General features: G+C 68.2%; 23 protein-coding genes. 12 read left to right on the top strand and 11 right to left on the bottom strand.

Translation table 11 applies throughout. The features are described 5' to 3' along the window. Positions 1-110 precede the first annotated feature (110 nt). From KHF85_RS17485 to KHF85_RS17440, 10 genes are all read left to right on the top strand, one after another. Positions 111-476, top strand: a complete 366-nt coding sequence (locus KHF85_RS17485) for an ATP synthase subunit I (RefSeq protein ID WP_139117932.1) — start codon at positions 111-113, stop codon at positions 474-476. A 27-nt stretch (positions 477-503) separates the two neighbouring features. Next, the gene (gene atpB, locus KHF85_RS17480) at positions 504-1,298 is read left to right on the top strand and encodes a F0F1 ATP synthase subunit A (protein ID WP_009609782.1); all 795 of its coding nucleotides are present in this window, start codon (positions 504-506) and stop codon (positions 1,296-1,298) included. Between the two features lie 78 nt (positions 1,299-1,376). After that, entirely contained in the window at positions 1,377-1,676 is a 300-nt protein-coding gene (atpE, locus tag KHF85_RS17475) for a F0F1 ATP synthase subunit C (protein ID WP_003476079.1), read from the top strand. A 117-nt stretch (positions 1,677-1,793) separates the two neighbouring features. Beyond that, entirely contained in the window at positions 1,794-2,264 is a 471-nt protein-coding gene (locus KHF85_RS17470) for a F0F1 ATP synthase subunit B (RefSeq protein ID WP_284567634.1), read from the top strand. A 1-nt stretch (position 2,265) separates the two neighbouring features. After that, positions 2,266-2,793 (top strand): F0F1 ATP synthase subunit delta, encoded by a 528-nt coding sequence (locus KHF85_RS17465; RefSeq protein WP_004425437.1) that lies wholly within the window; start codon positions 2,266-2,268, stop codon positions 2,791-2,793. Between the two features lie 147 nt (positions 2,794-2,940). Next, positions 2,941-4,488 (top strand): F0F1 ATP synthase subunit alpha, encoded by a 1,548-nt coding sequence (gene atpA, locus KHF85_RS17460; RefSeq protein ID WP_284567633.1) that lies wholly within the window; start codon positions 2,941-2,943, stop codon positions 4,486-4,488. Between the two features lie 147 nt (positions 4,489-4,635). Next, the gene (atpG, locus tag KHF85_RS17455) at positions 4,636-5,499 is read left to right on the top strand and encodes a F0F1 ATP synthase subunit gamma (RefSeq protein ID WP_284567632.1); all 864 of its coding nucleotides are present in this window, start codon (positions 4,636-4,638) and stop codon (positions 5,497-5,499) included. A 122-nt stretch (positions 5,500-5,621) separates the two neighbouring features. Continuing rightward, the gene (gene atpD / locus KHF85_RS17450) at positions 5,622-7,028 is read left to right on the top strand and encodes a F0F1 ATP synthase subunit beta (RefSeq protein ID WP_003476072.1); all 1,407 of its coding nucleotides are present in this window, start codon (positions 5,622-5,624) and stop codon (positions 7,026-7,028) included. Between the two features lie 171 nt (positions 7,029-7,199). Beyond that, positions 7,200-7,622, top strand: a complete 423-nt coding sequence (locus tag KHF85_RS17445; RefSeq protein ID WP_009609779.1) for a F0F1 ATP synthase subunit epsilon — start codon at positions 7,200-7,202, stop codon at positions 7,620-7,622. A gap of 327 nt (positions 7,623-7,949) precedes the next feature. Then, complete coding sequence (locus tag KHF85_RS17440) at positions 7,950-8,522, top strand: chorismate mutase (protein WP_053837300.1); 573 nt, start codon at positions 7,950-7,952, stop codon at positions 8,520-8,522. A 202-nt stretch (positions 8,523-8,724) separates the two neighbouring features. Here the strand turns inward: KHF85_RS17440 and KHF85_RS17435 are convergent, their stop codons facing one another. Further along, the gene (locus tag KHF85_RS17435) at positions 8,725-9,108 is read right to left on the bottom strand and encodes a GtrA family protein (RefSeq protein WP_284567631.1); all 384 of its coding nucleotides are present in this window, start codon (positions 9,106-9,108) and stop codon (positions 8,725-8,727) included. Between the two features lie 143 nt (positions 9,109-9,251). Here KHF85_RS17435 and glmU point away from each other — a divergent pair, with 143 nt between their 5' ends. Both glmU and KHF85_RS17425 read left to right on the top strand, forming a co-directional pair. Further along, on the top strand, positions 9,252-10,616 hold the full coding sequence (gene glmU / locus KHF85_RS17430) for a bifunctional UDP-N-acetylglucosamine diphosphorylase/glucosamine-1-phosphate N-acetyltransferase GlmU (protein WP_064542569.1): 1,365 nt from the start codon (positions 9,252-9,254) through the stop codon (positions 10,614-10,616). 120 nt (positions 10,617-10,736) lie between these two features. Continuing rightward, complete coding sequence (locus tag KHF85_RS17425) at positions 10,737-11,693, top strand: DUF1565 domain-containing protein (RefSeq protein WP_284567630.1); 957 nt, start codon at positions 10,737-10,739, stop codon at positions 11,691-11,693. A gap of 212 nt (positions 11,694-11,905) precedes the next feature. Here KHF85_RS17425 and KHF85_RS17420 read toward each other — a convergent pair whose 3' ends face one another. The 10 genes from KHF85_RS17420 to KHF85_RS17375 form a co-directional block, all read right to left on the bottom strand. Next, positions 11,906-13,258, bottom strand: a complete 1,353-nt coding sequence (locus KHF85_RS17420) for a sensor histidine kinase (protein ID WP_284567629.1) — start codon at positions 13,256-13,258, stop codon at positions 11,906-11,908. After that, positions 13,255-14,592, bottom strand: coding sequence for a sigma-54-dependent transcriptional regulator (locus KHF85_RS17415; protein WP_284567628.1), 1,338 nt, complete (start codon positions 14,590-14,592; stop codon positions 13,255-13,257). The genes KHF85_RS17420 and KHF85_RS17415 overlap by 4 nt, the downstream gene beginning before the upstream one ends. A 55-nt stretch (positions 14,593-14,647) precedes the next feature. Continuing rightward, a complete protein-coding gene (locus KHF85_RS17410; RefSeq protein WP_284567627.1) occupies positions 14,648-15,109 on the bottom strand; it encodes a hypothetical protein in 462 nt (153 codons plus the stop codon). A 17-nt stretch (positions 15,110-15,126) separates the two neighbouring features. Then, positions 15,127-16,359, bottom strand: coding sequence for an ABC transporter permease (locus tag KHF85_RS17405; RefSeq protein WP_284567626.1), 1,233 nt, complete (start codon positions 16,357-16,359; stop codon positions 15,127-15,129). A gap of 1 nt (position 16,360) precedes the next feature. Then, positions 16,361-17,689: an ABC transporter permease gene (locus KHF85_RS17400; protein WP_284567625.1), complete on the bottom strand. Its 1,329-nt coding sequence runs from the start codon at positions 17,687-17,689 to the stop codon at positions 16,361-16,363. A 39-nt stretch (positions 17,690-17,728) separates the two neighbouring features. Beyond that, positions 17,729-18,955 carry an ABC transporter permease gene (locus KHF85_RS17395; protein ID WP_284567624.1) on the bottom strand — a complete coding sequence of 409 codons (1,227 nt, stop codon included), beginning with the start codon at positions 18,953-18,955 and terminating at the stop codon, positions 17,729-17,731. Positions 18,956-19,019: 64 nt separating this feature from the next. Beyond that, positions 19,020-20,318, bottom strand: a complete 1,299-nt coding sequence (locus KHF85_RS17390) for an ABC transporter permease (RefSeq protein ID WP_284567623.1) — start codon at positions 20,316-20,318, stop codon at positions 19,020-19,022. Positions 20,319-20,331: 13 nt separating this feature from the next. After that, entirely contained in the window at positions 20,332-21,573 is a 1,242-nt protein-coding gene (locus KHF85_RS17385) for an ABC transporter permease (RefSeq protein WP_284567622.1), read from the bottom strand. Continuing rightward, positions 21,570-22,880: an ABC transporter permease gene (locus KHF85_RS17380; protein WP_284567621.1), complete on the bottom strand. Its 1,311-nt coding sequence runs from the start codon at positions 22,878-22,880 to the stop codon at positions 21,570-21,572. Before KHF85_RS17380 ends, KHF85_RS17385 begins: the two co-directional genes overlap by 4 nt. Positions 22,881-22,932: 52 nt before the next feature. After that, positions 22,933-23,658 carry an ABC transporter ATP-binding protein gene (locus tag KHF85_RS17375; protein WP_284567620.1) on the bottom strand — a complete coding sequence of 242 codons (726 nt, stop codon included), beginning with the start codon at positions 23,656-23,658 and terminating at the stop codon, positions 22,933-22,935. Positions 23,659-23,746: the final 88 nt, after the last annotated feature.

Raw genomic sequence — 23,746 nt, 5'->3', positions numbered from 1 at the left:
GACGGCCGCGACCTTGTGGCGGTTGTCTCGTAAATCGTCCCATTGCTATAATTCCGCGGCTCGACGGACGCGAAGACGTCCTCAACTCACCACCAACTGCAGGATTTTCTGTGCTGAACTCCGTTGATGCGGGTCGGCGGCTGATGCTGCGCGCAGCGATTTACCCGCTGCTGGCGGTGGCCGTGGTTTCCCTGGCGTTCCTGCTGCTGGGGCCGAAGTACGCCATGGGCGCTGCCGCAACCGGGCTGGCGACGGTGGCGGGAGGATGGATGGCGGCACGCACCGCGTTGAGCGGCGGCGTGCAGGCGGCAGGTGCGGCGATGGCGCGGTTGATCGTGGCCATGGTGCTGAAGTGGGTGTTGATATTCGCGGTGCTGGCGCTGGGCTTTGCCTGGTGGCGGTTGCCTCCTCTGGCCCTGTTGGCGGGTATCGCCGTCGGGCTGATGTTCCAGGTTCTGGCGCTGGCCAGACGTTGATCGAATCACGATAAAGGCTCAGGACTCATGGCGGGCGAGGAAGCAACCCCTACCTCCTACATCCAGCACCACCTGCAGAACCTCACCTTCCAGGTGCAGGAAGGCGGGTTCTGGCAAGTGCACGTCGACACCCTGGTCATGTCGGTGCTGTCCGGCCTGCTGATGGTGTTCGGCTTCTGGATCGCCACGCGCAAGGCCACCGCCGGCGTGCCGGGCAAGTGGCAGGCGTTCGTGGAGATCCTGCTGGAGTTCGTCGACCGCCAGGTCAAGGACACCTACCACGGCACCAGCAAGCTGGTGACCCCGATCGCGATCACCCTGTTCTTCTGGATCCTGATGATGAACCTCATCAAGATGGTCCCGGCGGACTTCATCGCCAGGCCGCTCGAAATGGCCGGCGTGCACTACTGGAAACCGGTGCCCACCGCCGACGTCAATGCCACCCTGGGCATGTCGATCAGCGTGTTCTTCCTGATGATCTTCTTCTCGCTGCGCTCCAAGGGCGTGGGCGGGATGGCCAAGGAATTCCTGACCGCCCCGTTCGGCAAGTGGATGCTGCCGTTCAACCTGATCCTCAATATCGTCGAGTGGGTGAGCAAGCCGATCTCGCTGGCGATGCGACTGTTCGGCAACATGTTCGGCGGCGAGATCGTGTTCCTGCTGATCTGGGTGCTGGGCGGTGCCGGCATCTTCGGCGCCCTGGCCGGCGGCGCGTTCGGCTTCGGCTGGATGCTGTTCCACCTGCTGGTGATTCCGTTGCAGGCTTTCATCTTCATGATGCTGTCCATCGTGTACCTGAGCTTGGCGGAAGACAGCCACTGACGTTTCTGCTTCACGCGTTTTACGCAACCCTTCGTTCGATTCACCATCCTCAAGCAACTTTAGTTCTCGGAGAAAACCATGTCCTTCGCCGTCCTGACCAACCTCGCCCAAGTCCAGAGCTCCACCGTCCTCGCCGTCGGCATCATGATCGGCCTGGCCGCGCTGGGTGCCGGCCTCGGTCTGGCCATCATGGCCGGCAAGTTCCTGGAGTCGGCCGCGCGCCAGCCGGAACTGATCCCGGTGCTGCAAGTGCGCATGTTCATCACCGCCGGCCTGATCGACGCCGCGTTCATCATCAGCGTCGCGGTCGGCCTGCTGTTCGCGTTCGCCAACCCGATGATCGGCGAGTTCGTGTCGCGCCTGCCGCAGGGCGGCTGATCCAGTAGCACCGGCGGACGGCCGCAGCGATGCGGCCGCCCCGCTGCAGATGAAGGTTCGGACGCGCCCGCCGCGATGGCGTCGCGTCCACCCCGTCACTTTGGCTGAGCGTACCCCATGAATATCGGTCTCACCCTCTTTGCCCAGGCGCTGGCGTTTGCCGGTCTGATCTGGATCGTCGCGACCAAGATCTGGCCGCCGCTGACGAAGGCCATCGAAGAGCGCCAACAGAAGATCGCCGAAGGCCTCGCCGCCGCCGATCGCAGCCAGAAGGATCTGGCGCAGGCGCAGGAAAAGGTCAACGAAGCGCTGAAGGACGCACGCGTCAAGGCCAACGAAATCATCGATCAGGCCCACGCGCGCGCCAACCAGATCGTCGAGGCGGCCAAGCACGAGGCGATCGCCGAGGCCAGCCGGCAGAAGGATCTGGCCCAGGCCGAGATCGACGCCGCCGCCAACCGTGCGCGCGAAGAACTGCGTCGCCAGGTGTCGCTGCTGGCGGTGAGCGGTGCGGAAAAGTTGCTCAAGCGCGAAATCGACGCCAACGCCCACAAGGCGCTGCTCGACGCGCTGGCGGCGGAGATCTGAGATGAGCCAGGCCCTCACACTGGCGCGTCCGTATGCCCGCGCCGCGTTCGCCGCGGCCAGCGATGCCGGCAAGCTCGCGCCCTGGTCGCAGGCCCTGGCGTTGTCCGCCCAGGTCGCCGCCGATCCGCGCGTGGCGGCGTTGCTGCACAACCCGCAGCTGCAGCGCGAGCAGGCGGTGGCGCTGCTGGCGCCGCAGGTGGCCGACGAGCAGTACGCGCGCTTCCTGGGCCTGCTGGCCGAAGCGCAACGGCTGCCGCTGCTTCCCGAGATCGCCGGGTTGTACGATCAGCTGCGGGCCGAGGCCGAATCCGTGGTCAAGGCCAACGTGACCTCGGCCACCCAGCTCAGCGACGCGGAAGTGGCCTCGTTGAAGGTGGCGTTGAAGCAGCGCTTCGGCCGCGAGGTCGAGATCACCACGGCGGTGGACGCTTCGCTGATCGGCGGCGCGGTGATCGACGCCGGCGACGTGGTCATCGACGGTTCGCTGAAAGGCAAGCTGTCGCGCCTGCACTCCGCACTGGCCCACTAAGAAGCGGGAATGGCGAATAGAGAAAAGAGAACCCGGCCCGGCGGCGACGCCAGCAGCGATTCCCGATTCCCCATTCCCGATTCTCAAAGAAGCTAACCAAACGTCGCCATCCGCCTTCGCGCGGTGGACGATCCGAAGGAAACCAAGATGGCAACCACGCTCAACCCCTCCGAAATCAGCGAACTGATCAAGAACCGCATCGAGCAGGTCACGCTGACCGCGGAGTCGCGCAATGAAGGCACGGTCACCAGCGTGTCCGACGGCATCGTGCGCATCTTCGGCCTGGCCGACGTGATGCAGGGCGAGATGATCGAACTGCCGAACGAGACCTACGCCCTGGCGCTGAACCTGGAGCGCGACTCGGTCGGCGCCGTGGTGCTCGGCGACTACGAGAACCTGCGCGAAGGCGACGTGGCCAAGACCACCGGCCGCATCCTGGAAGTGCCGGTGGGCAAGGAACTGCTCGGCCGCGTGGTCAACGCGCTGGGCGAGCCGATCGACGGCAAGGGTCCGCTCGGCACCAGCGCGACCGCGCCGGTGGAGCGCGTGGCGCCGGGCGTGATCTGGCGCAAGTCGGTCGACCAGCCGGTGCAGACCGGCTACAAGTCGGTCGATGCGATGATCCCGATCGGCCGCGGCCAGCGCGAGCTGGTCATCGGCGACCGCCAGACCGGCAAGACCGCGCTGGCGATCGATGCGGTGATCAACCAGAAGACCACCGGCATCAAGTGCGTGTACGTGGCGATCGGGCAGAAGGCCTCGACCGTGGCCAACATCGTGCGCAAGCTGGAAGAGAACGGCGCGATGGCGCACACCATCGTGGTCGCCGCGACCGCCTCCGAATCGGCGGCGATGCAGTACATCAGCGCCTACGCCGGCTGCACCATGGGCGAGTACTTCATGGACCGCGGCGAAGACGCGCTGATCGTGTACGACGACCTGTCCAAGCAGGCCGTGGCCTACCGCCAGATCTCGCTGCTGCTGAAGCGCCCGCCGGGCCGCGAAGCGTATCCGGGCGACGTGTTCTACCTGCACAGCCGCCTGCTGGAGCGCGCCGCGCGCGTGTCCGAGGACTACGTGGAGAAGTTCACCAACGGCGAGGTCAAGGGCAAGACCGGTTCGCTGACCGCGCTGCCGATCATCGAAACCCAGGCCGGCGACGTGTCCGCGTTCGTGCCGACCAACGTGATCTCGATCACCGACGGCCAGATCTTCCTGGAAACCGACCTGTTCAACGCCGGCATCCGTCCGGCGGTGAACGCCGGCATCTCGGTGTCGCGCGTCGGCGGCGCCGCGCAGACCAAGATCATCAAGAAGCTGTCGGGCGGCATCCGCATCTCGCTGGCGCAGTACCGCGAGCTGGCGGCGTTCGCGCAGTTCGCCTCGGACCTGGACGAAGCCACCCGCAAGCAGCTCGAGCGCGGCCAGCGCGTCACCGAGCTGATGAAGCAGAAGCAGTACCTGCCGATGTCCATCGCCAACCAGGCGCTGTCGATCTACGCGGTCAACGAAGGCTTCCTGGACGACGTGCCGGTCAACAAGATCGGCGCGTTCGAAGAGGGCCTGCACGCGCACTTCGCCAACACCGCCGGCGAGCTGATCGCCAAGGTCAACGACAGCGGCGACTGGAACGGCGAGATCGAAGCGGCGTTCAAGAAGGGCATCGGCGAGTTCAAGACGACTGGTAGCTGGTAAGCGCGCCGGGACTCGGGACTCGGGACTCGGGACTCGCGAAAGCGGGTCCCCGGTGCCCGGGGCGCGAGATCCGGAACAGTAAAAACGATTCGTGCGCGGGCTTTTGCGAGTCCCGAGTGCCGAGTCCCGAGTCCCGACGAGAAGAGAATGGCAGGCGGACGCGAAATCAAAACCAAGATCAAGAGCGTGCAGAACACCCGCAAGGTGACGCGCGCGCTCGAGATGGTCTCGGCCTCCAAGATCCGCAAGGCGCAGGATCGGATGAAGACCTCGCGCCCCTACGCGCAGGCCATGAAGCAGGTGATCGGGCATCTGGCGCAGGCCAGCACCGACTACACCCATCCGTTCCTGGTGCAGCGCGACGCGGTCAAGCGCGTCGGCTACATCGTGATCTCCTCCGATCGCGGCCTGGCCGGCGGCCTCAACAACAACCTGTTCCGCAAGATGCTGGGCGAAGTGCGCCAGTGGCAGGACCAGGGCGCCGGCATCGACGTGGTCACCATCGGCCAGAAGGCCTCGGTGTTCTTCCGCCGGCTCAAGGTGGACATGCTCGGCAGTGTCAGTCACCTGGGCGACGTGCCGCAGCTGGAGCAGCTGATCGGCGTGATCAAGGTGATGCTCGATGCGTTCACCGAGGGCAAGGTCGACCGCGTCTACCTGGTCTACAACCGCTTCGTGAACACGATGACGCAGAAGGCCAGCTTCGACCAGCTGCTGCCGCTGCCGGCGGCGGAGAACCAGGTCGCGCACCACGACTGGGACTACCTGTACGAACCCGATGCCGCGAGCGTGCTGGAGCACGTGATGACGCGCTACATCGAGTCGCTGGTGTACCAGGCGGTGCTGGAGAACGTGGCCTCCGAACATGCCGCACGCATGGTCGCGATGAAGGCCGCCAGCGACAACGCCAACAAGCTGATCAGCACCTTGCAGCTCATTTACAACAAGGCGCGGCAGGCGGCGATCACCCAGGAAATTTCCGAGATCGTCGGCGGCGCGGCCGCTGTGTAGCCGGGAAGGGGGAATGGAGAAACGGGCATGCTCGAAGCAGTCGCATTCGATCCTCCCCTTCCCGATTCCCCGTTCCCCATTCCCGACACCAGTTTCGAATAGACATTAGTGGAGTTATCCAAATGAGTCAGGGCAAGATCGTTCAGATCATCGGCGCGGTCGTCGACGTCGAATTCGCGCGTGCCGATGTGCCGAAGATTTACGACGCACTGAAGGTCGAAGGCACGGCCATCACGCTGGAAGTGCAGCAGCAGCTGGGCGACGGCATCGTGCGCACCATCGCGCTCGGTTCCACCGACGGCCTCAAGCGCAACCTGCTGGCGACCAACACCGGCCGTGCGATCTCGGTGCCGGTCGGCCCGGGCACGCTGGGCCGGATCATGGACGTGCTGGGCCGCCCGATCGACGAGGCCGGCGAGGTGCAGGCCACCGACCATTGGGAAATCCACCGCGCCGCGCCGAGCTACGAAGACCAGTCCTCGGCCACCGAGCTGCTGGAAACCGGCATCAAGGTCATCGACCTGATGTGCCCGTTCGCCAAGGGCGGCAAGGTCGGCCTGTTCGGCGGCGCCGGCGTCGGCAAGACCGTCAACATGATGGAACTGATCAACAACATCGCCAAGGCGCACGCGGGTCTGTCCGTGTTCGCCGGCGTGGGCGAGCGTACCCGCGAGGGCAACGACTTCTACCACGAGATGAAGGACTCCAACGTCCTGGACAAGGTCGCGATGGTGTACGGCCAGATGAACGAGCCGCCGGGCAACCGCCTGCGCGTGGCGCTGACCGGCCTGACCATGGCCGAGTACTTCCGCGACGAGAAGGACGAGAACGGCAAGGGCAAGGACGTGCTGCTGTTCGTCGACAACATCTACCGCTACACCCTGGCCGGTACCGAAGTGTCGGCGCTGCTGGGCCGCATGCCGTCGGCGGTGGGCTACCAGCCGACCCTGGCCGAGGAAATGGGCGTGCTGCAGGAGCGCATCACCTCGACCAAGACCGGCTCGATCACCTCGATCCAGGCCGTGTACGTGCCCGCGGACGATTACACCGACCCGTCGCCGGCGACCACCTTCGCCCACCTCGACTCGACCGTGGCGCTGTCGCGCAGCATCGCCTCGTTGGGTATCTACCCGGCGGTGGATCCGCTGGATTCGACCTCGCGCATGATGGATCCGAACGTGATCGGCCACGAGCACTACGACACCGCGCGCCGCGTGCAGATGACCCTGCAGAAGTACAAGGAACTGAAGGACATCATCGCGATCCTGGGCATGGACGAGCTGTCCGAAGAGGACAAGCAGTCGGTGTCGCGCGCGCGCAAGATCGAGCGCTTCTTCAGCCAGCCGTTCCACGTTGCCGAAGTGTTCACCGGTTCGCCGGGCAAGTACGTGTCGTTGAAGGACACCATCCGCGGCTTCAAGGGCATCGTCGAAGGCGAGTACGACCACCTGCCGGAGCAGGCGTTCTACATGGTCGGCAGCATCGAAGAAGCGGTCGAGAAGGCCAAGAAGATGGCCGAGAAGGCCTGATCCGGATCCTGGCCGCGCTGCGGCCGGGATGCGGAAGCGCCAATCGCCAATCGAGCATCGTCAGTGCGGGTCGCTGGAGCGTCGAAGAACCGGGAACAGGATGCGGCCGCCGAGCCGCTTTCCGAGTCCCGAGTCCCGAGTCCCGAGTCCCGCCGCACCCAGTGAGGCACCATGAGCACCATCCGTTGCGACATCGTCAGCGCCGAGCATGAGATCTACCACGGTGAAGCGACCCTGGTGGTCGCCACCGGCGAACTGGGCGAGCTGGGCATCGCGCCCAAGCACGCGCCGCTGATCACCCGGCTCAAGCCCGGCAAGGTGGTGGTCACCACCGCCAGCGGCGAACAGCTGGATTTCGCCATTTCCGGCGGCATCCTCGAGGTGCAGCCGCAGGTGGTGACCATCCTGGCCGACACCGCGATCCGCGCGCAGGACATCGACGAGGCGTCGGTGCGCAAGGCCAAGGACGAAGCCGAGCGCATGCTCGCCAACCGCGGCGACGGCATCGACGTGGCCGAGGCGCAGGCCAAGCTGGCGGAAGTCACCGCGCAGCTGCAGGCGCTGGAACGCCTGCGCAAGAACCTCAAGCACTAGCGAAACCGCGCGCCGCCTGGCGGCCGCACGACCGCGAACAAGACGCCGGCGATTGCCGGCGTTTTTCGTTGATGAAAGGCGCCGCGTGCGGGTGATGGCACGCCGTCGCGGCGACGGCCACGCATGCGCCGCAGCGCGTGCGCAGCGGGGTGGGGCGTGCGCGACAGTGACATGGCGCACGGCGCTGGCTTTATCGCCGCTGACTCGGGTGCGCGCTTGCGCCGCAATCGCGGCGTGCTGCAACGCAATCGTCCGCCGGCTCCGGCAAGATATCGGCCCGATCTGCACATTCCTCCCCCACGCAGACGGTTGCCCTGGAGACACACGATGACCGCTTTCGTTGCTGCCACACTCCCGCGCGCGCTGACCGCGCTGCTGGCCGGCGCCGCCATGATGGGCTGCGCGATACCCGCGCGCAGCGCCACCCCGCTCGACCCGCTGCTAGACCATATCGTCGAGCGCAACGCGATCGGCGACCAGGTCGCGCTGAGCAAATGGGACAGCGGCAAGCCGGTGCTGGATGCCACGCGCGAGGCCGCGGTGCTGGCCAACGTGCGCGCGCAGGCGCCGGCGCACGGCGTGGACGCGGACGACGCGGCGCGCTTCTTCGGCATGCAGATCGAGTCCAACAAGCTGGTGCAGTACCAGCTGCTGGCGCGCTGGCGGCTGCGCGGCCGCGCTCCGGACCAGCCGCGTCCGGACCTGACCGCGCTGCGCGCGCGCCTGGACCAGCTGCAGGGCGAGATGCTGGACGCGCTGCAGGCCAGCGCCGCGGTCCGGCAGGCGCCGGATTGCCCGGCGACGACCGCGCGCGCGGCCGAGGCCTATGCGCTGCGCTGGCAGCTGGACCAGGTCCATCGCACCGCACTGGTACGCAGCCTGGGCGATTTCTGCCACTGAGCGGATCGAGCGGGTCGCAGTCGCCCCGCTTGCAGCCGCATCCGGCCTGCGCCGCCGAGCGCGCGCAGGCCGACCCGGTTGCCGCCGGGCGCATGCTGTGCACTTTGTAGGAGCGGCTTCAGCCGCGACAGGCGCGATCCGTAACGCCCGTCGCGGCTGAAGCCGCTCCTACAGGGTTGCCGGCATGCTGGGGCCAGCGCGGCTAGCGGTACACCACGTGCCGTCCGAGGAAGAACGACAGCACCGCCAGCACGCCTTCGACCACCGGCTTGGCCAGCCAGGCCAGGCGCAGGCCCAGCGCGTCCACGCACAGCGCCAGCAGCCAGGTGCTGAGCAGGGTCAGCACGCTCCACATCGCCATGAAGCGGCCGAAGCGCTGCCAGCCCAGGCGCACGCCATCGTCGCTGGCGAAGGTGATGCGGCCGTTGAGCCAGAAGCCGAGCAGCGCCCCGCACACACGGCCGAGCACGTTGGCCGGGATCGGCGGTATGCCGGCGGCGGTCGCCGCGACGAACGCGCTCCAGTCGATCAGCAGTTGCAGCAATCCGATCACCACGAATTGACTGCCCTGGCGCAGCAGACTCATGCAAGCCCTGGGTTGGGGTCAAGCGCGCATGCTAGCGTCTGCCGCGCAGATGTAAATGCCGCCGCGGCGCGATGGCGCGGGCATTGCGGCACGCACACGCGGCTGCCTCTAAAATCCCCGTTCACCCGGAATGGAACCTGCCCATGAGCCTGCCTTTGCACGTCGTGATCCTTGCCGCCGGCGCGGGCAAGCGGATGAAGTCGGCCAAGCCCAAGGTGCTGCAGCCGGTCGCCGGCCGGCCGATGCTGGCGCACGTGATCGAGACCGCCCGCCAGCTGCAGCCGGCGGCGATCCATGTCGTCTACGGGCACGGCGGCGACGCGGTACGCGCCGCGTTCGGCGCGCAGCCGGACCTGCTGTGGGCCGAGCAGGCGCAGCAGCTGGGCACCGGGCACGCGCTGCAGCAGGCGATGGCCGCGGTGCCGGATGCGGCCACCGTGCTGGTGCTGTACGGCGACGTGCCGTTGATCCGCGCCGACACCTTGTTGCGCCTGCTGCATTCGCCCGGGCGGCTGGCGGTACTGGTGGCCGAACCCGAGGACCCCAGCGGCTACGGCCGCATCGTGCGCGACGCGGCGGGCAAGGTCGCCGCGATCGTGGAGCACAAGGAGGCCGACCACGAGCAGCGCCGCATCCGCATCATCAACACCGGCATCGTCACCGCCGAATCCACCGCGCTCAAGCGCTGGCTGGCGCAACTGCGCAGCGACAACGCGCAGGGCGAGTACTACCTCACCGACGTGTTCGCCGCCGCCGCCGCCGAATTCACCCCGGCGGAGATGGTGCTGGTGGCCGATCCGATCGAGGCCGAAGGCGCCAACGATCCATGGCAGCTGGCGCAGCTGGAGCGCGCCTGGCAGCGGCGCGCGGCGCGTGCGCTGTGCGAGCAGGGCGCGCACCTGCTCGACCCGAACCGGCTGGACCAGCGCGGCCGCGTGCGCGTGGGCCGCGACGTGTGCATCGACGTGAACGTGGTGCTGGAAGGCGAGGTGGAACTGGGCGACGGGGTCAGCATCGGTCCGTTCGTGCGCTTGAAGGACGTGGTGCTGGGGCCGGGCACCGAAGTGCGCGCGCATTGCGACCTGGAAGGCGTGATCACCGAGGGCGCGGTGCTGATCGGTCCGTTCGCGCGGCTGCGGCCGGGCACGGTGCTGGCCGACGGCGTGCACATCGGCAACTTCGTGGAGACCAAGCAGGCGGTGCTCGGCGTCGGCAGCAAGGCCAATCATCTGAGTTATCTGGGCGATGCCACGATCGGCAGCGGGGTCAACATCGGCGCCGGCACCATCACCTGCAACTACGATGGCGTGAACAAGTCGCAGACCACGATCGGCGACGACGTCTTCGTCGGCTCCAACAGCGCGCTGGTGGCGCCGCTGACGATCGGTGCCGGCGCAACCATCGGCGCCGGATCGGTGATCACCCGCGATGCGCCGGCCGGCCAGCTCACGGTGGCGCGGGCGCGGCAGGCCTCGCACGAAGACTGGAAGCGGCCGAAAAAGAAATAGCCGGCGGCGCGCGCCGGGCGGCGCGCGACAGGCATCGCAGCCGCACGCGCAGGGCGGCGCTAAGGCGGCGCGGCTGGCCAGGCATGGTGCCAGCGTCGCAATGCTTCACGGAGGTGTTCGATGTCGCTACGACGTACGCGATGGTGGGTCTTGATGGTGCTGGTGGCGGCGAGCGCCGTGCACGCGCAGACGTTCCGCCTGTACCTGGCGCCGGACGGCAACGATGCCGCGGCCGGGACCAGTGCCGCGACCGCATTGAAGACATTGAGCGCCGCGCACCAGCGGCTACTGGCGCAGCCGCCGCCTGCCACCGTGGAGATCGTGGTGGCGCCCGGCACCTACCTGGGCCAGTCGGTGCGCTGGACGTTCCGTAACGGCGCGCCGCTGCGCATCGTCGCCGCCGCTGGTGCACGCACGATGCCGCACTTCGACGGACGCGGTGGCGACACCTGGTTCACCCTGCGCGGCGGCGGCAACCAGCGCACCCAACTGCAGGTCGTCGGCCTGGAGGTCAGCGACTACTGGATGGCGATGGACCTGGGCGGCAGCAACGCGGCCGCCGACGGCAATGCCGGCAACACGATCCGCGGCATGCGCTTCACCCGCATCGGCGGCCTCCATGGCCAGGGCGATCCGGCGTATTCGTACGCGGCGATCCGGCTTCAGAACTCGCGCGACAACGTGATCGCCGACAACCAGTTCAGCGCGATCGAGAACAGCAAGGACACCTCCGGCTACCTCCATGCGCTGTACCTGGCGCGGCATTCAACCGGCAACACGGTCGAAGGCAACAGTTTCACCGACGTCAACGGCGACGTGGTGCGCACCCGCGATGCGTCCGACGCGACCCTGGTGCGTGGCAACCGCTTCGTGCGCGCCGGCAAGTACGCCGCGTTCTCCGACTGGTTCGACCCGCAGCAGGGCGAATGCCCGTCGCAGGGCGGGCGCTTCGTCGACAACACGGTCGGCGCGGGTTACTACGGCGCGATTCCGGCCACGGCCACGACCGGCGCCGACGATGCCTGCGGTGCGCTGGGGACGCCGCGCATCGTCGAGCGTGGCACGGTGCGCGAGTGAGTGCGCCGACAGATGTTGCGAACCCTTGTAGGAGCGGCTTCAGCCGCGACAGGATGTTTCAGCACGTCTGTCGCGGCTGAAGCCGCTCCTACAGGAACTTGCGGTCATCCCGCCGGGTGCACGGTAGGAGGGACTTCAGTCCCGACCGATTACCGAAACCGTCGCGGTCCAGGCTTCGCGCGTCGCGGCTGAAGCCGCTCCTCCAGGTGCGGCTAGTCCGACGACGCCAGCGGCAGCTGCACCGCCACGCACAGCCCGCCTTCGTCGCGGTTCTGCAGCGACAGGCGGCCGCCGTGCGCTTCGACGATCTCGCGGGTCAGCGCCAGGCCCAGGCCGGTGCCGTTGCGCTTGGTCGAATAGAACGGCATCAGCGCGTTGTGCAGCACCGCTTCGTTCATGCCGCTGCCGCGGTCCAGCACTTCGATGCGCAGCCACTCGGGGCGGGTGGAGACGCGGATGCGCACGCTGTCGGCCGGTGCCTGGCCCTCTGGGCTGGATTCGTGCGCGTTCTTGACCAGGTTGAGCAGCGCCTGCTGCAACTGCGCCGGATCGACCCGGCTGTGCAGCTCGTGCGCTTCCAGTTCCAGCGCGAACGGGATCTGCTGCTGCAGCCCGCCCAGGAACTGCGCCCAGTGCACGGTCTGCAATTGCGGCTGCGGCAGCTTGGCGAAGCGCGCGTAGCCGCGGATGAAGCCTTCCAGGTGCCGCGCGCGTTCCTCGATGGTGCCGAAGACTTCTTCCAGCCGCTCCACCTTCTGCCGCCGCACCAGCTCGGCGCCGGAATGCGCCAGCGAGGCGATCGGCGCCAGCGAGTTGTTCAATTCGTGGCTGATCACCCGGATCACCTTCTTCCAGGTATGCACTTCCTGGCGACGTAGTTCGGCGGTGAGCAGGCGGATCAGCAGCAGTTCGTGCGGGCGGCCGTTGAGACGGAAGCGGCGCCGCGACAGATGGTAGACCTGCTCCTCTTCCGGGTCCTCGTCGTCGTCGATGGTGAACAGGCTGTCGCCGCCGCGCGCCACGGCCTCGCGCAGCGCCGGCGGCATGCCCAGCAGCAGGTCGTCCAGGCGCTGGCCTTCCAGTTTCCAGCCGCCGTGCAGCAGCTTGCGCGCGGCCAGGTTGGAGAACACCACGCGGCGCAGGCCGTCGCCGCCGTTGGAGGTCAGCAGCATCGCCACCGGCGTGTTCTGCACGATGGTGTCGAGCATCAGTTCGCGTTGCGCCAGGCCCTGGCGCTGTTCGCGCAGGATGTCGCCCAGTTGCCGGTGTGCGGCGACCATTTCGCCGAGTTCGTCGTCGCCGCGCCAGTGCACGCCGAAGTTGTACTCGCCATCGCGGTAGCTGCTGACGGTGCCGGCCAGGGCGCGGAACAGCGAGCGCATCGGCGCGGTGGCGCGGCGCAGCGTCCACCACATCAGCGCCAGCAGCAACAGCGCCGAGAAGCTCACCACTTCCCAGCCGCGGTCCATCCAGTACGCCAGCAGCCACGGCATCGCCGCGGCCAGCGCCAGCACCGGCAGCAGGCGCAGGAACAGGCCGACGGTGAAGGAGCGCTGCAGTTTCATTCGCGCGGAATTCCGTAGCGGTCCATGCGCCGGTACAGCGCCTGCCGGCTCATCCCCAGCTCGGCCGCGGCCTGGGCGATGACGCCGTTGGCGCGGCCCAGCACCGCGACGATGCGCTCGCGGTCCGGTTCGGCACCGGCGGCGGGGCGTTGCGGCGCGGGCTTGGGCAGGTTGAGGTCGGCGGCCTCGATGTGGCGGCCGCCGGCCAGCAGTTCGGCGCGCTGGATCACGTTGCGCAGCTCGCGCACGTTGCCGGGCCAGGCATGCCGCTGCAGCGCCTGCACGGCGCCGGCCGACAGCGCCTTGCTGCCGGACAGGAAGTGCTCGGCCAGCGGCAGGATGTCGCCGGGCCGGTCGGCCAGCGCCGGCAGCGACAGCTCCACCGCGTTGAGCCGGTAGTACAGATCCTCGCGGAACGCGCCATCGCGGATCATCGTGGGCAGGTCGGCATTGGTGGCGCTGATCACCCGCACCTTGACCTGGCGCTCGCGGTTGGAGCCGAGCCGTTCGAAGCGCCCGGTCTCCAGCACGCGCAGCAGTTTCATCTGCCCGGCCAGCGACAGGTTGCCGATCTCGTCCAGAAACAGGGTGCCGCCGTCGGCGGCCTCGAACTTGCCTTCGCGGACCTTGTTGGCGCCGGTGTAGGCGCCGGCCTCGGCGCCGAACAATTCGGCTTCGATCAACTCGGCCGGAATCGCGCCGCAGTTCAGCGCCACGAACGGGCCCTGCCGCATCGGCGAATTGGCCTGGACGATCTCGGCGATCTTCTCCTTGCCGCTGCCGTTGGGGCCGGTGATCAGCACCGCCAGTTCCGAGCGCGCGACCTGGCAGGCCAGGGCGATGGCGCGCTCGCTGGCCGGGTCGGCGAACACCGCGCCGCGTAGGTCGTAGCGCTGCGCCAGCTGCTCGCGGTGGCGGCGTTCGCCGTCGCGGCGCCGCTCCAGTTCGCGCCGCGCTTCGGACAGTTCCAGCAGGTTGTTGACCGTGGTCAGCAGCTTGCGGTCGTCCCAGGGTTTGGCCAGGTAGTCGGCGGCGCCGGCCTTGACCAGTTCCACCGCGCTGCTGAGCTGGGTCCAGGCGGTCAGCAGGATCAGCGGCAGGTCCGGATGGCGCGCGCGGATCGCATCGAACAGCGCCACGCCTTCCTCGCCCGAGGTGGTGTCGGCGCTGAAGTTCATGTCCTGCAGCACCAGATCGATATCGCCCTCGGCCAGGCGCTGCAATCCGGCATCCGGACTATCTGCATGCACCGTCTCGATGTCGTGCAGCGAGAACAGCACTTCCAGCGCGGTGGCGACAGCGGGGTTGTCGTCGATGATCAGGATGCAGGGCATCGGGAACCTTGTCGGATGGCTGGGGCGGAACGGGCGAACGCAGAACGAGGCGGCATCATCGCAGTCCCCGCGCGGCTTGTCGTGTGCGCCAGCGGCCGCCTGCAGCACCCGGCGCAGCAGCGCGGCGACGCCCGTGCCGAGGGCGTCGCCGAGGCCGCACAGCAGCAGGTGCTCGCCGCGCAGCCGCCAGCGGATCTGCGCCGCGCAGTGCCATCAGTGGGCTCCAGCGCTCGGGTCCGAACGGCAGTCGATTGATCGCCCCCACGCGCAGGACGCCGGGGATCGCCCCCAATCCCGCCGCCTCGCGCTGCGCTTGCGTGGCGGACACGCGGCCGTTGAGCCGCAGCGTCAGCAGCTTCGCGTCGTCGTCGATGCCGCTGGCAGCGTGCATCCGCGCATGCGCCTGGGACGCCAGCGTGCCCATGGCGAGCAGCAGCGGATAGCCGAGCGCCATCTGCAGCACGGTCGGCGCCGCCAGCAGCGGGTGCCTGCCCGGCGAGATCAGCCCTCGATCCATGATCCGAAGCGTCCCGCTCAGGTGCTGCGCGTGGCCACTGCCGGCGGCACGGCGGCGGCGCGTTGCGCCGGCCACAGCACCGCGAACTGGCCAAGCGAGAGCAAGGCCATGGCCGCCGCCACCAGGTAGCCCGGCGGCAGACGCGACAGGTCGTAGTGGCGCATCAGCGCCTGGTTGAGCAGCACCGCCAGCGCCATGCCCAGCACGCTGCCGCTGCCCACGATCAGCAGGTTCTCGGTCTGGAAGTAGCGCCGGATGTCGCGGCGGGTGGCGCCGATCGCGCGGCGGATGCCGATCTGGCGGGTACGCTGCTGGACCCAGAAGCTGGCCAGTCCGCCGATGCCCAGGGCGGTGACGAACAGCAGGCCCGTGGTCGCCGCGAGCAGCAGCCCGATCATGGTGGCATCGCGCTGGAAGTAGTGCTGCCGCACCTGCGCGAAACTGCGTCGCCCCGCGTCCGGGATCAGCCGCAGCGGGCCGGCCTTGGCCAGTGCGGCCGCGGCGGCGGCCAGCACCTGGTCGCGGTCCCGCGGCGCGCTGCGCAGCAGGTATTGCGTCTGCGTGCCGGTGGGCAGCTGCGGCGACAGCGCGACCAGGCGATCGACCGCGGCGCTGCGCAGCGTCGGGCGCAGCAGGTCGTCGACCACGCCGACCACGGTGCTCTGATTGCCGCCGTAGAGCGTCTTGCCGACGGCCGGCTGGTCCGGCCACAGCTGTTGCGCCAGCGCACGGGTCACGATCAGCGCGCTGGGCGACGCTGTGGAATATTCGTCGGCACGGAAATCGCGGCCGGCGATCAGGTGCGCGCCCATCGCCTGCACGAAGCCGGGCGAACCGGAGTAATACGTGGCCTGGATGCAACCGGCCCCATCCATCGATCGCTGCGCGATCGCGCGCTCCAGCGCCTGCCGATCGGCGCAGCCGCCGTAGTCGTTGGAGCCGCCGGACAACGGCGTGCTGAACCCGATCGTGGCCGCCGCCGTGACCCCGGGAATGCCGCACAGCGCCTGCAGGTCGGCGTGCTGCTGGGCCTGCGCATCGGCGCCGGCCTGCAGGCCGCGCACCGAGATCAGCGCGAGTTCGTCCTCGGGCAGGCCGCTCGGGGTCCGCAGCCGTTCGATCCGCCCACCGATCAGGAACACCGCGTTGGGGACGAAGGCGCAGGTCAGCGCCACCTGCAGCATCAGCAGCGCGGCGGTGAGGCGGTGGTGATGCAGGCTGGAGAGGATGGGACGGATCGGCAGATTCATGTCAGATGTCCTTGATCTGCAGGGCGGGGTTGATCCGGCTGGCGCGCCAGGCCGGCAACAGGCCCGCCAGCAGCGCGGCGATCACCGCCAGCGCCACGGTGGCCAGCAGCATCTGCAGGTCCATCCGCGCGACCTTGGCATAGTCGTCCGGGCGCTGGCGCACACTCCACAGGCCCAGCTCGGCGATCACGGTTCCCAGGGCGCCGCCGAGCAGCCCGATCAGCACGGCTTCGCTGCCGAACTGCAGGAGCATGTGGCCGCGCCTTGCGCCGAGCGCGCGGCGCACGCCGATCTCGCTGCCGCGGCGCAGGAACTTCGCCAGCAGCAGGGCGATGACGTTGACCAGGCACACCCACAGAAAGCCGAGTGCGAGCAGCGTTTGCAGGCGGATGTCATCGGGCACCATCCGCAGGTGATCCAGCCAGTCCATCAGCGTGTAAAGCCTGGCGCGCTGCGGCGGGCGCTGGAAGCGTCCGTCGGCATGTTGCGCCGCTGCGTAGTCGTAAAGGAAGCGCTGATAGGCCGCCACTTGCTGCGGCGTGTCCAGCTGCACCCAGAACTGCAGCCAGCTGGTGGAGGGATCCTCGAGCCGCGCCTGATCGCTGCCGCTGAACTGTTCCCAGCCGCTGATGCTGTTGCTGGTGCCCATGTCCAACTCCATCGCGGTGGACAGCGGCAGGAAGACATCGTCCCGGTCGCCGAAGCCGCCCTTGCTGTGCGGATCGGCGTAGAACAGCGGTTGCGGATTCCAGTGTCCGGTCACGCCGATCACCTGGAAGCCGATCCGCTGTTCGCCGAGCGCAACCCGCTGGCCGATCGGATCGCGTGCGCCGAACAGGGTGTCGGCCAGCGCATGGCTGAGCACGATGACGCGGGCATGGTTCTGGTCGTCGCTTGCGCTCCAGCCGTGTCCGCGCTCCAGTGGTATGCCGAACAAGGCGAAGAATTCGGCGGTGGCGTAGCGGCCGCTCATGTCTAGCGGCACGCTGGCCGCGTGTGGCGGCCACAGCAACGTCTGTGCGCCGGCCATCGCCGCCTGGTGGGTCGCGCGCTTTGCGCGCAGCAAGGCCATGGCGTCGGGCCAGGTGAGGTTGTCCGCTGGATCTGCCCATTCCTGATCGTCTGGATAGTTCGCCGGTAACGGATCCAGGTGCGGGGCGTAGAGCGCCCGGCTCTTGCCAGGCAGCGGATCGCGCGACATCACGTGCAGCACCGTCAGCATGGTCATGCTTGCGCCGATGCCCAGGCCGATCGCCAGCACCATCAGCGCGGTGGCGATCGGCGTGCGCAGCAGGCTGCGCCAGGCCATCATCAGGGAGTAGTGCAGCATCCGGAAGTTCCTCGGTTGCGGGTCGTCGTCTGCGCTAGGTCAGGCGCTGCGCGTGGCCACCGCCGGCGGCACCGCCGCGGCGCGGCGTGCCGGCGCGAACACCGCGATCTGGCCGAGCAGCCACAGCGTGACCGCGCCGAACGGCAGGTAGTACAGCGGCAGCCGCGGCAGTTCGTACTTGCCCATCAGCCACTGGTTGATCGCGTAGGCCAGCAGCATGCCGAGCACGATGCCGGTGCTGGCCAGCAGGAAGTTCTCGGTCTGGAAATAGCGCAGGATCTGCCCGCGGGTGGCGCCGAGCGCGCGACGGATGCCGATCTGCCTGGTGCGCTGCTGCACCCAGAAACTGGCCAGGCCGACGATGCCCAGCGCGGTCACGATCAGCAACGCGATGCACACCGCACCGAGCAGCCAGACCATTGCGCGGTCGCCCTGGAAGTATTCGTCGCGGATCTCGGCATAGGTCTGCTGCTTCAGCACCAGGCGGCTGTTGTCCACCTTCATCAGCGCGGCGGTCGCCGCGCCGAGCACTTCCTGGCGCCGCGCCGGGTCGGTGACGCGCAGCACGTACAGGCCCTTGGTGTAGTTCAGGCGCAGCGGCAGCAGCATCGCGTAGTCGATCTCGGCCAGGCCGCTGGTCGCGGCCGGCCGCGCCAGCGTGTCGACGATGCCGACCACGCGCACCGGGATCGGTCCGGTATAGAGGGTCTTGCCGAGGGCATTCTGCCCGGGGAACATCTTCTCCGCGGTGGCGCGATTGAGAATGATGGCGGTACCTTTTTTCTGCGCGTCCCTGTCGGTTTGCGCGATTTCCAGATCGAGGTATTCGTCGGGCGTGAAGTCGCGCCCGGCCACCAACTGCAGCCCCAGGGTCTGCAGCGTGCCTTCCTCGGCCATGTACTGCGCCCCGTTGAGGGTGGGCCGCTCCTGGTCCGGGGTCAGCGCCAGGCTGGTGTTCCAGGAGTAGTGCACGAACGGCACCTGGTTGAGCACGGTCGCATTGCGCACGCCGGGTACGGCGCGCAACGCGGCCAGGTCCTCGCGGGTCCTTGCGGCGGCGTTGACCTGCTGGCCGATGCCGCCCAGCGAGATCGTCACCAGTTCCGACTCGGCGATGCCGCTGGGCCGGTGCAGGGTCTCGATGCGGTTGCCGATCAGGAACAGCGCGTTGCACACGATGGCGCAGGCAAGCGCGATCTCCAGCACGATCAGCGCGGCGGCGGTCTTGTGCCGGCGCAGGGTGGAAAGGATGGGGCGGATGTCCATGGCGATAACCTTGTGAGGGACCTTCGTTGGCGGTCTGCCCGCCGCCGTGCGGCGGGGGCGATGGTCAGGACGATTTGAGCTGCAGCGCCGGCGCCACCTGGATCGCGCGCCAGGCCGGCAGCAGGCCGGCCAGCAGACTGGCGGCCAGGGCCAGGGCGAAGGTCAGTGCCAGCATCGTGGGGTCCAGATGGGCGAGCTTGGCGTAGCCGGAGGGCTGCTGGCGCACGGCCCACAGGCCGAGCGCGGCCAGGCCGAGACCGGCGATACCGCCGGCCAGGCCGATGGTGCCGGCTTCGACCAGACACTGCGCGAAGATCGCGCGGCGCGAGGCGCCCAGCGCGCGGCGCACGCCGATCTCGCCGCTGCGGCGCAGGAACTTGGCCAGCAGCAGGCCGACGGTGTTGAGCAGGCATACCAAAAGAAAACCCATCGCCAGCCACAGCTGCAGGCGCACGTCGCCCGGCACCACTTCATTGTGGTCCAGCCACTGCATCACGTTGCGCAGGCGCACGTTATTCGGACGCTGGAAGCGGCCGGCGGCGCGCTGCTGGTTGGAGTAGTTCTCGAGGTAGGCCTTGTAATCGGCGGTCTGGGCCGGGCTCTCCAGTTCCGCCCAGTACTGCATCCAGTTGCAAGGCGCATTGAGCGAGGTCTGATCGCCGTTGCTGTCGCCGAAGCAGTTCATATTGCCGTTGCGGTCTATCTTCAGGTCCATCGCGACCGAGAACGGCAGGTAGGCCTGTTCGTCCGAACCGTAGGTGTTGGTGATGTCGTAGAAGCGCGGATTGGGGGCCCAGGTATCCAGCACGCCGACGATGCGGAACGTGTTCTGGTCCATGCGCAGTTCGCGGCCGACGCTGTCGGCGCCGTCGTACAGTTTCTCGTTGAGCTTCTTGCTGATGACCGCCACGCGCTCGTGGCGTTCGTCTTCCGTACCGGTCCAGCCGTGGCCGTACAGGAACGGCGTGTCGAACATCGGGAAGAAGTCGGCCGAGGTGAAGCGCACTTCCGACTTGAACGGTTTCAGCCCGCTCTTGAGCGGTTCGATCGCCGCCGACCCACCGGTCATGATCGCTTGCCGCTTGGCGCGTTTCTCGCGCAGCAGCGTCTCCGCGTCGTAGCGCGTGTTCTGGAAGTCCGGTTCCTCGCCGGGCTGGAAGCCGGCCTTCGGCTGCGCATCGACCTGCACGTAGAACAGCCGGTCGCTCTTCTGCGGGATCGGATCGCCGGAGAGCACGTAGAACACGGTCAGCGTGGTCATGCTGGCGCCGATGCCCAGCGCGATGGCCAGCACCATCAGCGCGGTGAGGACCTTGTTGCGGCCGAAGCTGCGCAAGGCGAGGCGGAAGTAATAGCCGAACATGGGTGGCTCCGGGTCAGGCGCTACGGGTGGCGGTGGCGGGTGGGACGGCGGCGGCGCGCAGCGCGGGGCCAAGGACGGCGAGCTGGCCGAGCAGCCAGACCGCCACGATGCCGGTGAGCACCGTGGGCGAGGACAGCCGCTCCAGTTCGAAGCGTTGCATCAGCCATTGGTTCATGACGTAGGCGAGAACGGCGCCCAGCGCGGCGCCGCCGCCGACGATCAGGAAGTTTTCCAGCTGGACGTACCCCATGATGTCGCGGCGGGTGGCACCGATGGCGCGGCGGATGCCGATCTGCCGGGTGCGCTGCTGCACCCAGAAACTGGCCAGCCCGCCGATGCCCAACGCGGTGACGGTGAGCAGGATCACGATGATCGCCAGCAGCATGCGCGCCACTGCGCTGTCGCTCCTGAAATAGTCGGCGCGCAGTTCCTGCATGGTGGCGACCTGGTGTTGCACATAGGTCGGGTTGGCACGCTGCATCGCCGCCGCCGCGCGTTGCAGGACCTGCGGCAGCTGCCCCGGTTTGCTGCGGATCAGATAGCCGCCGCCCCAGCCTTCGGCGCCGACGCGCATTTCGGTCAGCAGCGCGTCTGCATCGTCGTCGTGGCCGGCGATCACGCCACGCAGCGGTGCCATCACCCCAACGACATCCAGCCGTACCGCCTGGCTCCACATCGTGGTGTAGATCTTCTGCCCCAGCGGCGAAACGCCAGGAAACAACTTGGCGGCCAGCGACGGGGTGATCAGCGTCGGCAGCTGGCGCTCGCCATGGTTGGTCTCCGCGAACGTCTCGGCGGCAGCCGGCAGCTCGGCGTCGCGCAGGTCGCGGCCGGCGACGATGCGGATGCCCAGGGCGCGGTTCAGGCCCTGGCTGCCGGAGAACAGCGTCGCGCGCGCCGCCGCTTGCGTCGCCTGCGCTTCCCGGAACAGTTGCACCCGGTTCGGATTCCACAGCGGCGGTGCGCCAAAGGCGGCCGCTTCCACGCCGGGCACCGCTCGCAACACATCCAGGCTGCGCCCGACGCTGCTCTTGCTGTCTTGCTCGCCGATCACGGAGATGCTCTGGATCAGACCGATGTCCTGCTCCATCGCCCCGGTTGGCGTGTCCACCCGCTGGTAGGTGCGCGCGATGATGAACACCAGGTTGCACAGCACCGCCAGGGTCAGGGCGATCTGCAAGACCATCAACACCACCGCGGCACGATGGCTGCCCAGCGCGGAAAGAATGGGGCGTGCGTGTCTCAGCGCGCTCATAGCGATTTCACCTGCAGGGCGGGGGCGATGCGCGAAGCGCGCCATGCCGGCCATACGCCGGCCGCCATCGCCGACAGCACCGCCACGGCCAGCGCGAGCGCAAGCAGCGCGGGGTCGGCATGCGCCTGCTGGGCGTAGGCCACCGGTTGCTGGCGCACCAGCCACAGGCCGATCCAGGTCAGCGGGATGCCGAGCAGTCCGCCTAGGCAGCCGATCAGCCCGGATTCGGCCAGGCATTGCAGGAACACCCCGCGGCGGCTGGCGCCCAGCGCGCGGCGCACGCCGATCTCGGCGGCCTTGCGCATGAACTTGGCGACCAGCAGGCCGACCGCATTGAGCAGGCACACCAGCAGCACGCCGAAGCCGATCCAGCTCTGCATGCGCACGGTGGCCGGCACCACGCGCTTGTAGTCGAGCCAGTCGAGCAGATCGCGCAGGCGCGTGTTGGGCGCGCGTTCGAACCGGCCCAACTGGCGCTGTTGCGCGCTGTAGTGGTCCAGCGCGGTGCGGTAACGCTGGACCTGCGCAGGCGTGTCCAGTTGCACCCAATACTGCACCCAGGTGCATTGCGCGCTCTTGGGATTGTGCAGGCCCGCTTCCTGGTCCCGGCCCCAGCACTGCATCGGCCCATAGCCATAGTCCTGGGGCAGGTCCAGCCAGGTCTCCAACGGCACGTACAGCGCTTCCGGCGCCTTGTACGCGCCCGAGTTGAGATCGTAGAAGCGCGGCTGCGCATCCCAGGTGTCGATCACCCCGATCACCCGGAACGGGCGGGTGGCGATGGTCAGGGTCTTGCCCACGCTGTCGACGCCGCCGAACAAGGTGTCGTTGAGCGTGCGGGTCAGCACCACGACCTGCGCGCGCTGCGCATCGTCGCCACGGCTCCAGCCGCTGCCGTAGAGGAAGCGCATGCCGAACATCGCGAACAGGTCGGCGCTCGCGGCGCGGGTGGTGAGCATGCGCAAGGGGCTGTCCGGCACGGTCTGGCGGACCGGCAGCCAGTTCGCGCTGGTCATCGTCTGCGCCGGCGCAGCGTGCAGCCGGTACAGGGCGTTCGCGTCCTGCCAGGTCAGTTCGTCGGGCGGCTCCCGGTCGGCACCCGGCAGGTCGCGCGGACGCGGGTCCAGTTGCGGATGGAACAGCGTGGCGCTGCGGCCGGGCAGGGGGTCGCCGGACAGCGTGTGCAGCACCGTGAGCATCGTCATCGAGGCGCCGATGCCCAGCGCCACGGCCAGCACCATCAGCGTGGTGAGGATCTTGTTGCGGCCGAAGCTGCGCAGGGCGAGGTGGAGGTAGTAACCGATCATCGTGGGTTCCGGGTCAGGCGCTGCGGGTGACAACGGCATGGCAGGCCCTGTCTCAGCGGTCGCCAGCGGCGGAGGGCATCGCCGTGCCGACATGCCCCAGCACCGGTTCGCGCTGCAGGTCGGTGGCCTGGCCATCGACGATGTGCACGTTGCGCTGCGCGCGCGCGGCCAGTTCCGGATCGTGGGTGACCATGACGATGGTCGAACCCTGCGCGTTGATTTCTTCCAGCAGTTCCATCACCCCGCGCGCCATCTGCGAGTCCAGGTTGCCGGTCGGTTCGTCGGCCAGCAGCAGGCGCGGGCTGCCGGCCAGCGCACGCGCGATCGCCGCGCGCTGTTGCTGACCGCCGGACAGTTCGGACGGGTAGTGCTTCATCCGCGAGCCCAGCCCGACCCGGCCCAGCGCGTCCTCGATGCGCTGCTTGCGCTCGGCCGCGGCCATGCCGCGGTAGCGCAGCGGCACATCGACGTTGTCGAACAGGTTGAGATCGGGGATCAGGTTGAAGCCCTGGAAGATGAAGCCGATCTTCTGGTTGCGCATGCGCGAGCGCGCGTCGTCGTTGAGGTTGCTGACGTCCTGGCCATCGAGCAGGTACTGGCCGCTGCTGAAGGTCTCCAGCAGACCGGCGATGTTGAGGAAGGTGGTCTTGCCGGAGCCGGACGGCCCGGTGACCGCGACGAATTCGCCTTCGCGCACATGCAGATCCAGCGAGCGCAAGGCGTGCGTCTCGACCTGTTCGGTACGGAAGACCTTGGAGACGGAGCGCATTTCGAGCATGAGGTGGTTCCTTTGCTGGGAGTGGTGGTGGTGGTGCCGGGACTGGGGACTCGGGACTCGGGACTCGGGACTCGGAAAAGCAGACGCG

This window comes from Xanthomonas graminis pv. graminis (assembly GCF_030168915.1).
GTDB classification, from domain to species: domain Bacteria; phylum Pseudomonadota; class Gammaproteobacteria; order Xanthomonadales; family Xanthomonadaceae; genus Xanthomonas_A; species Xanthomonas_A translucens.
Note: the sequence above shows the minus strand (reverse complement) of the source record. Positions and strands in the feature narration are given on the sequence as shown.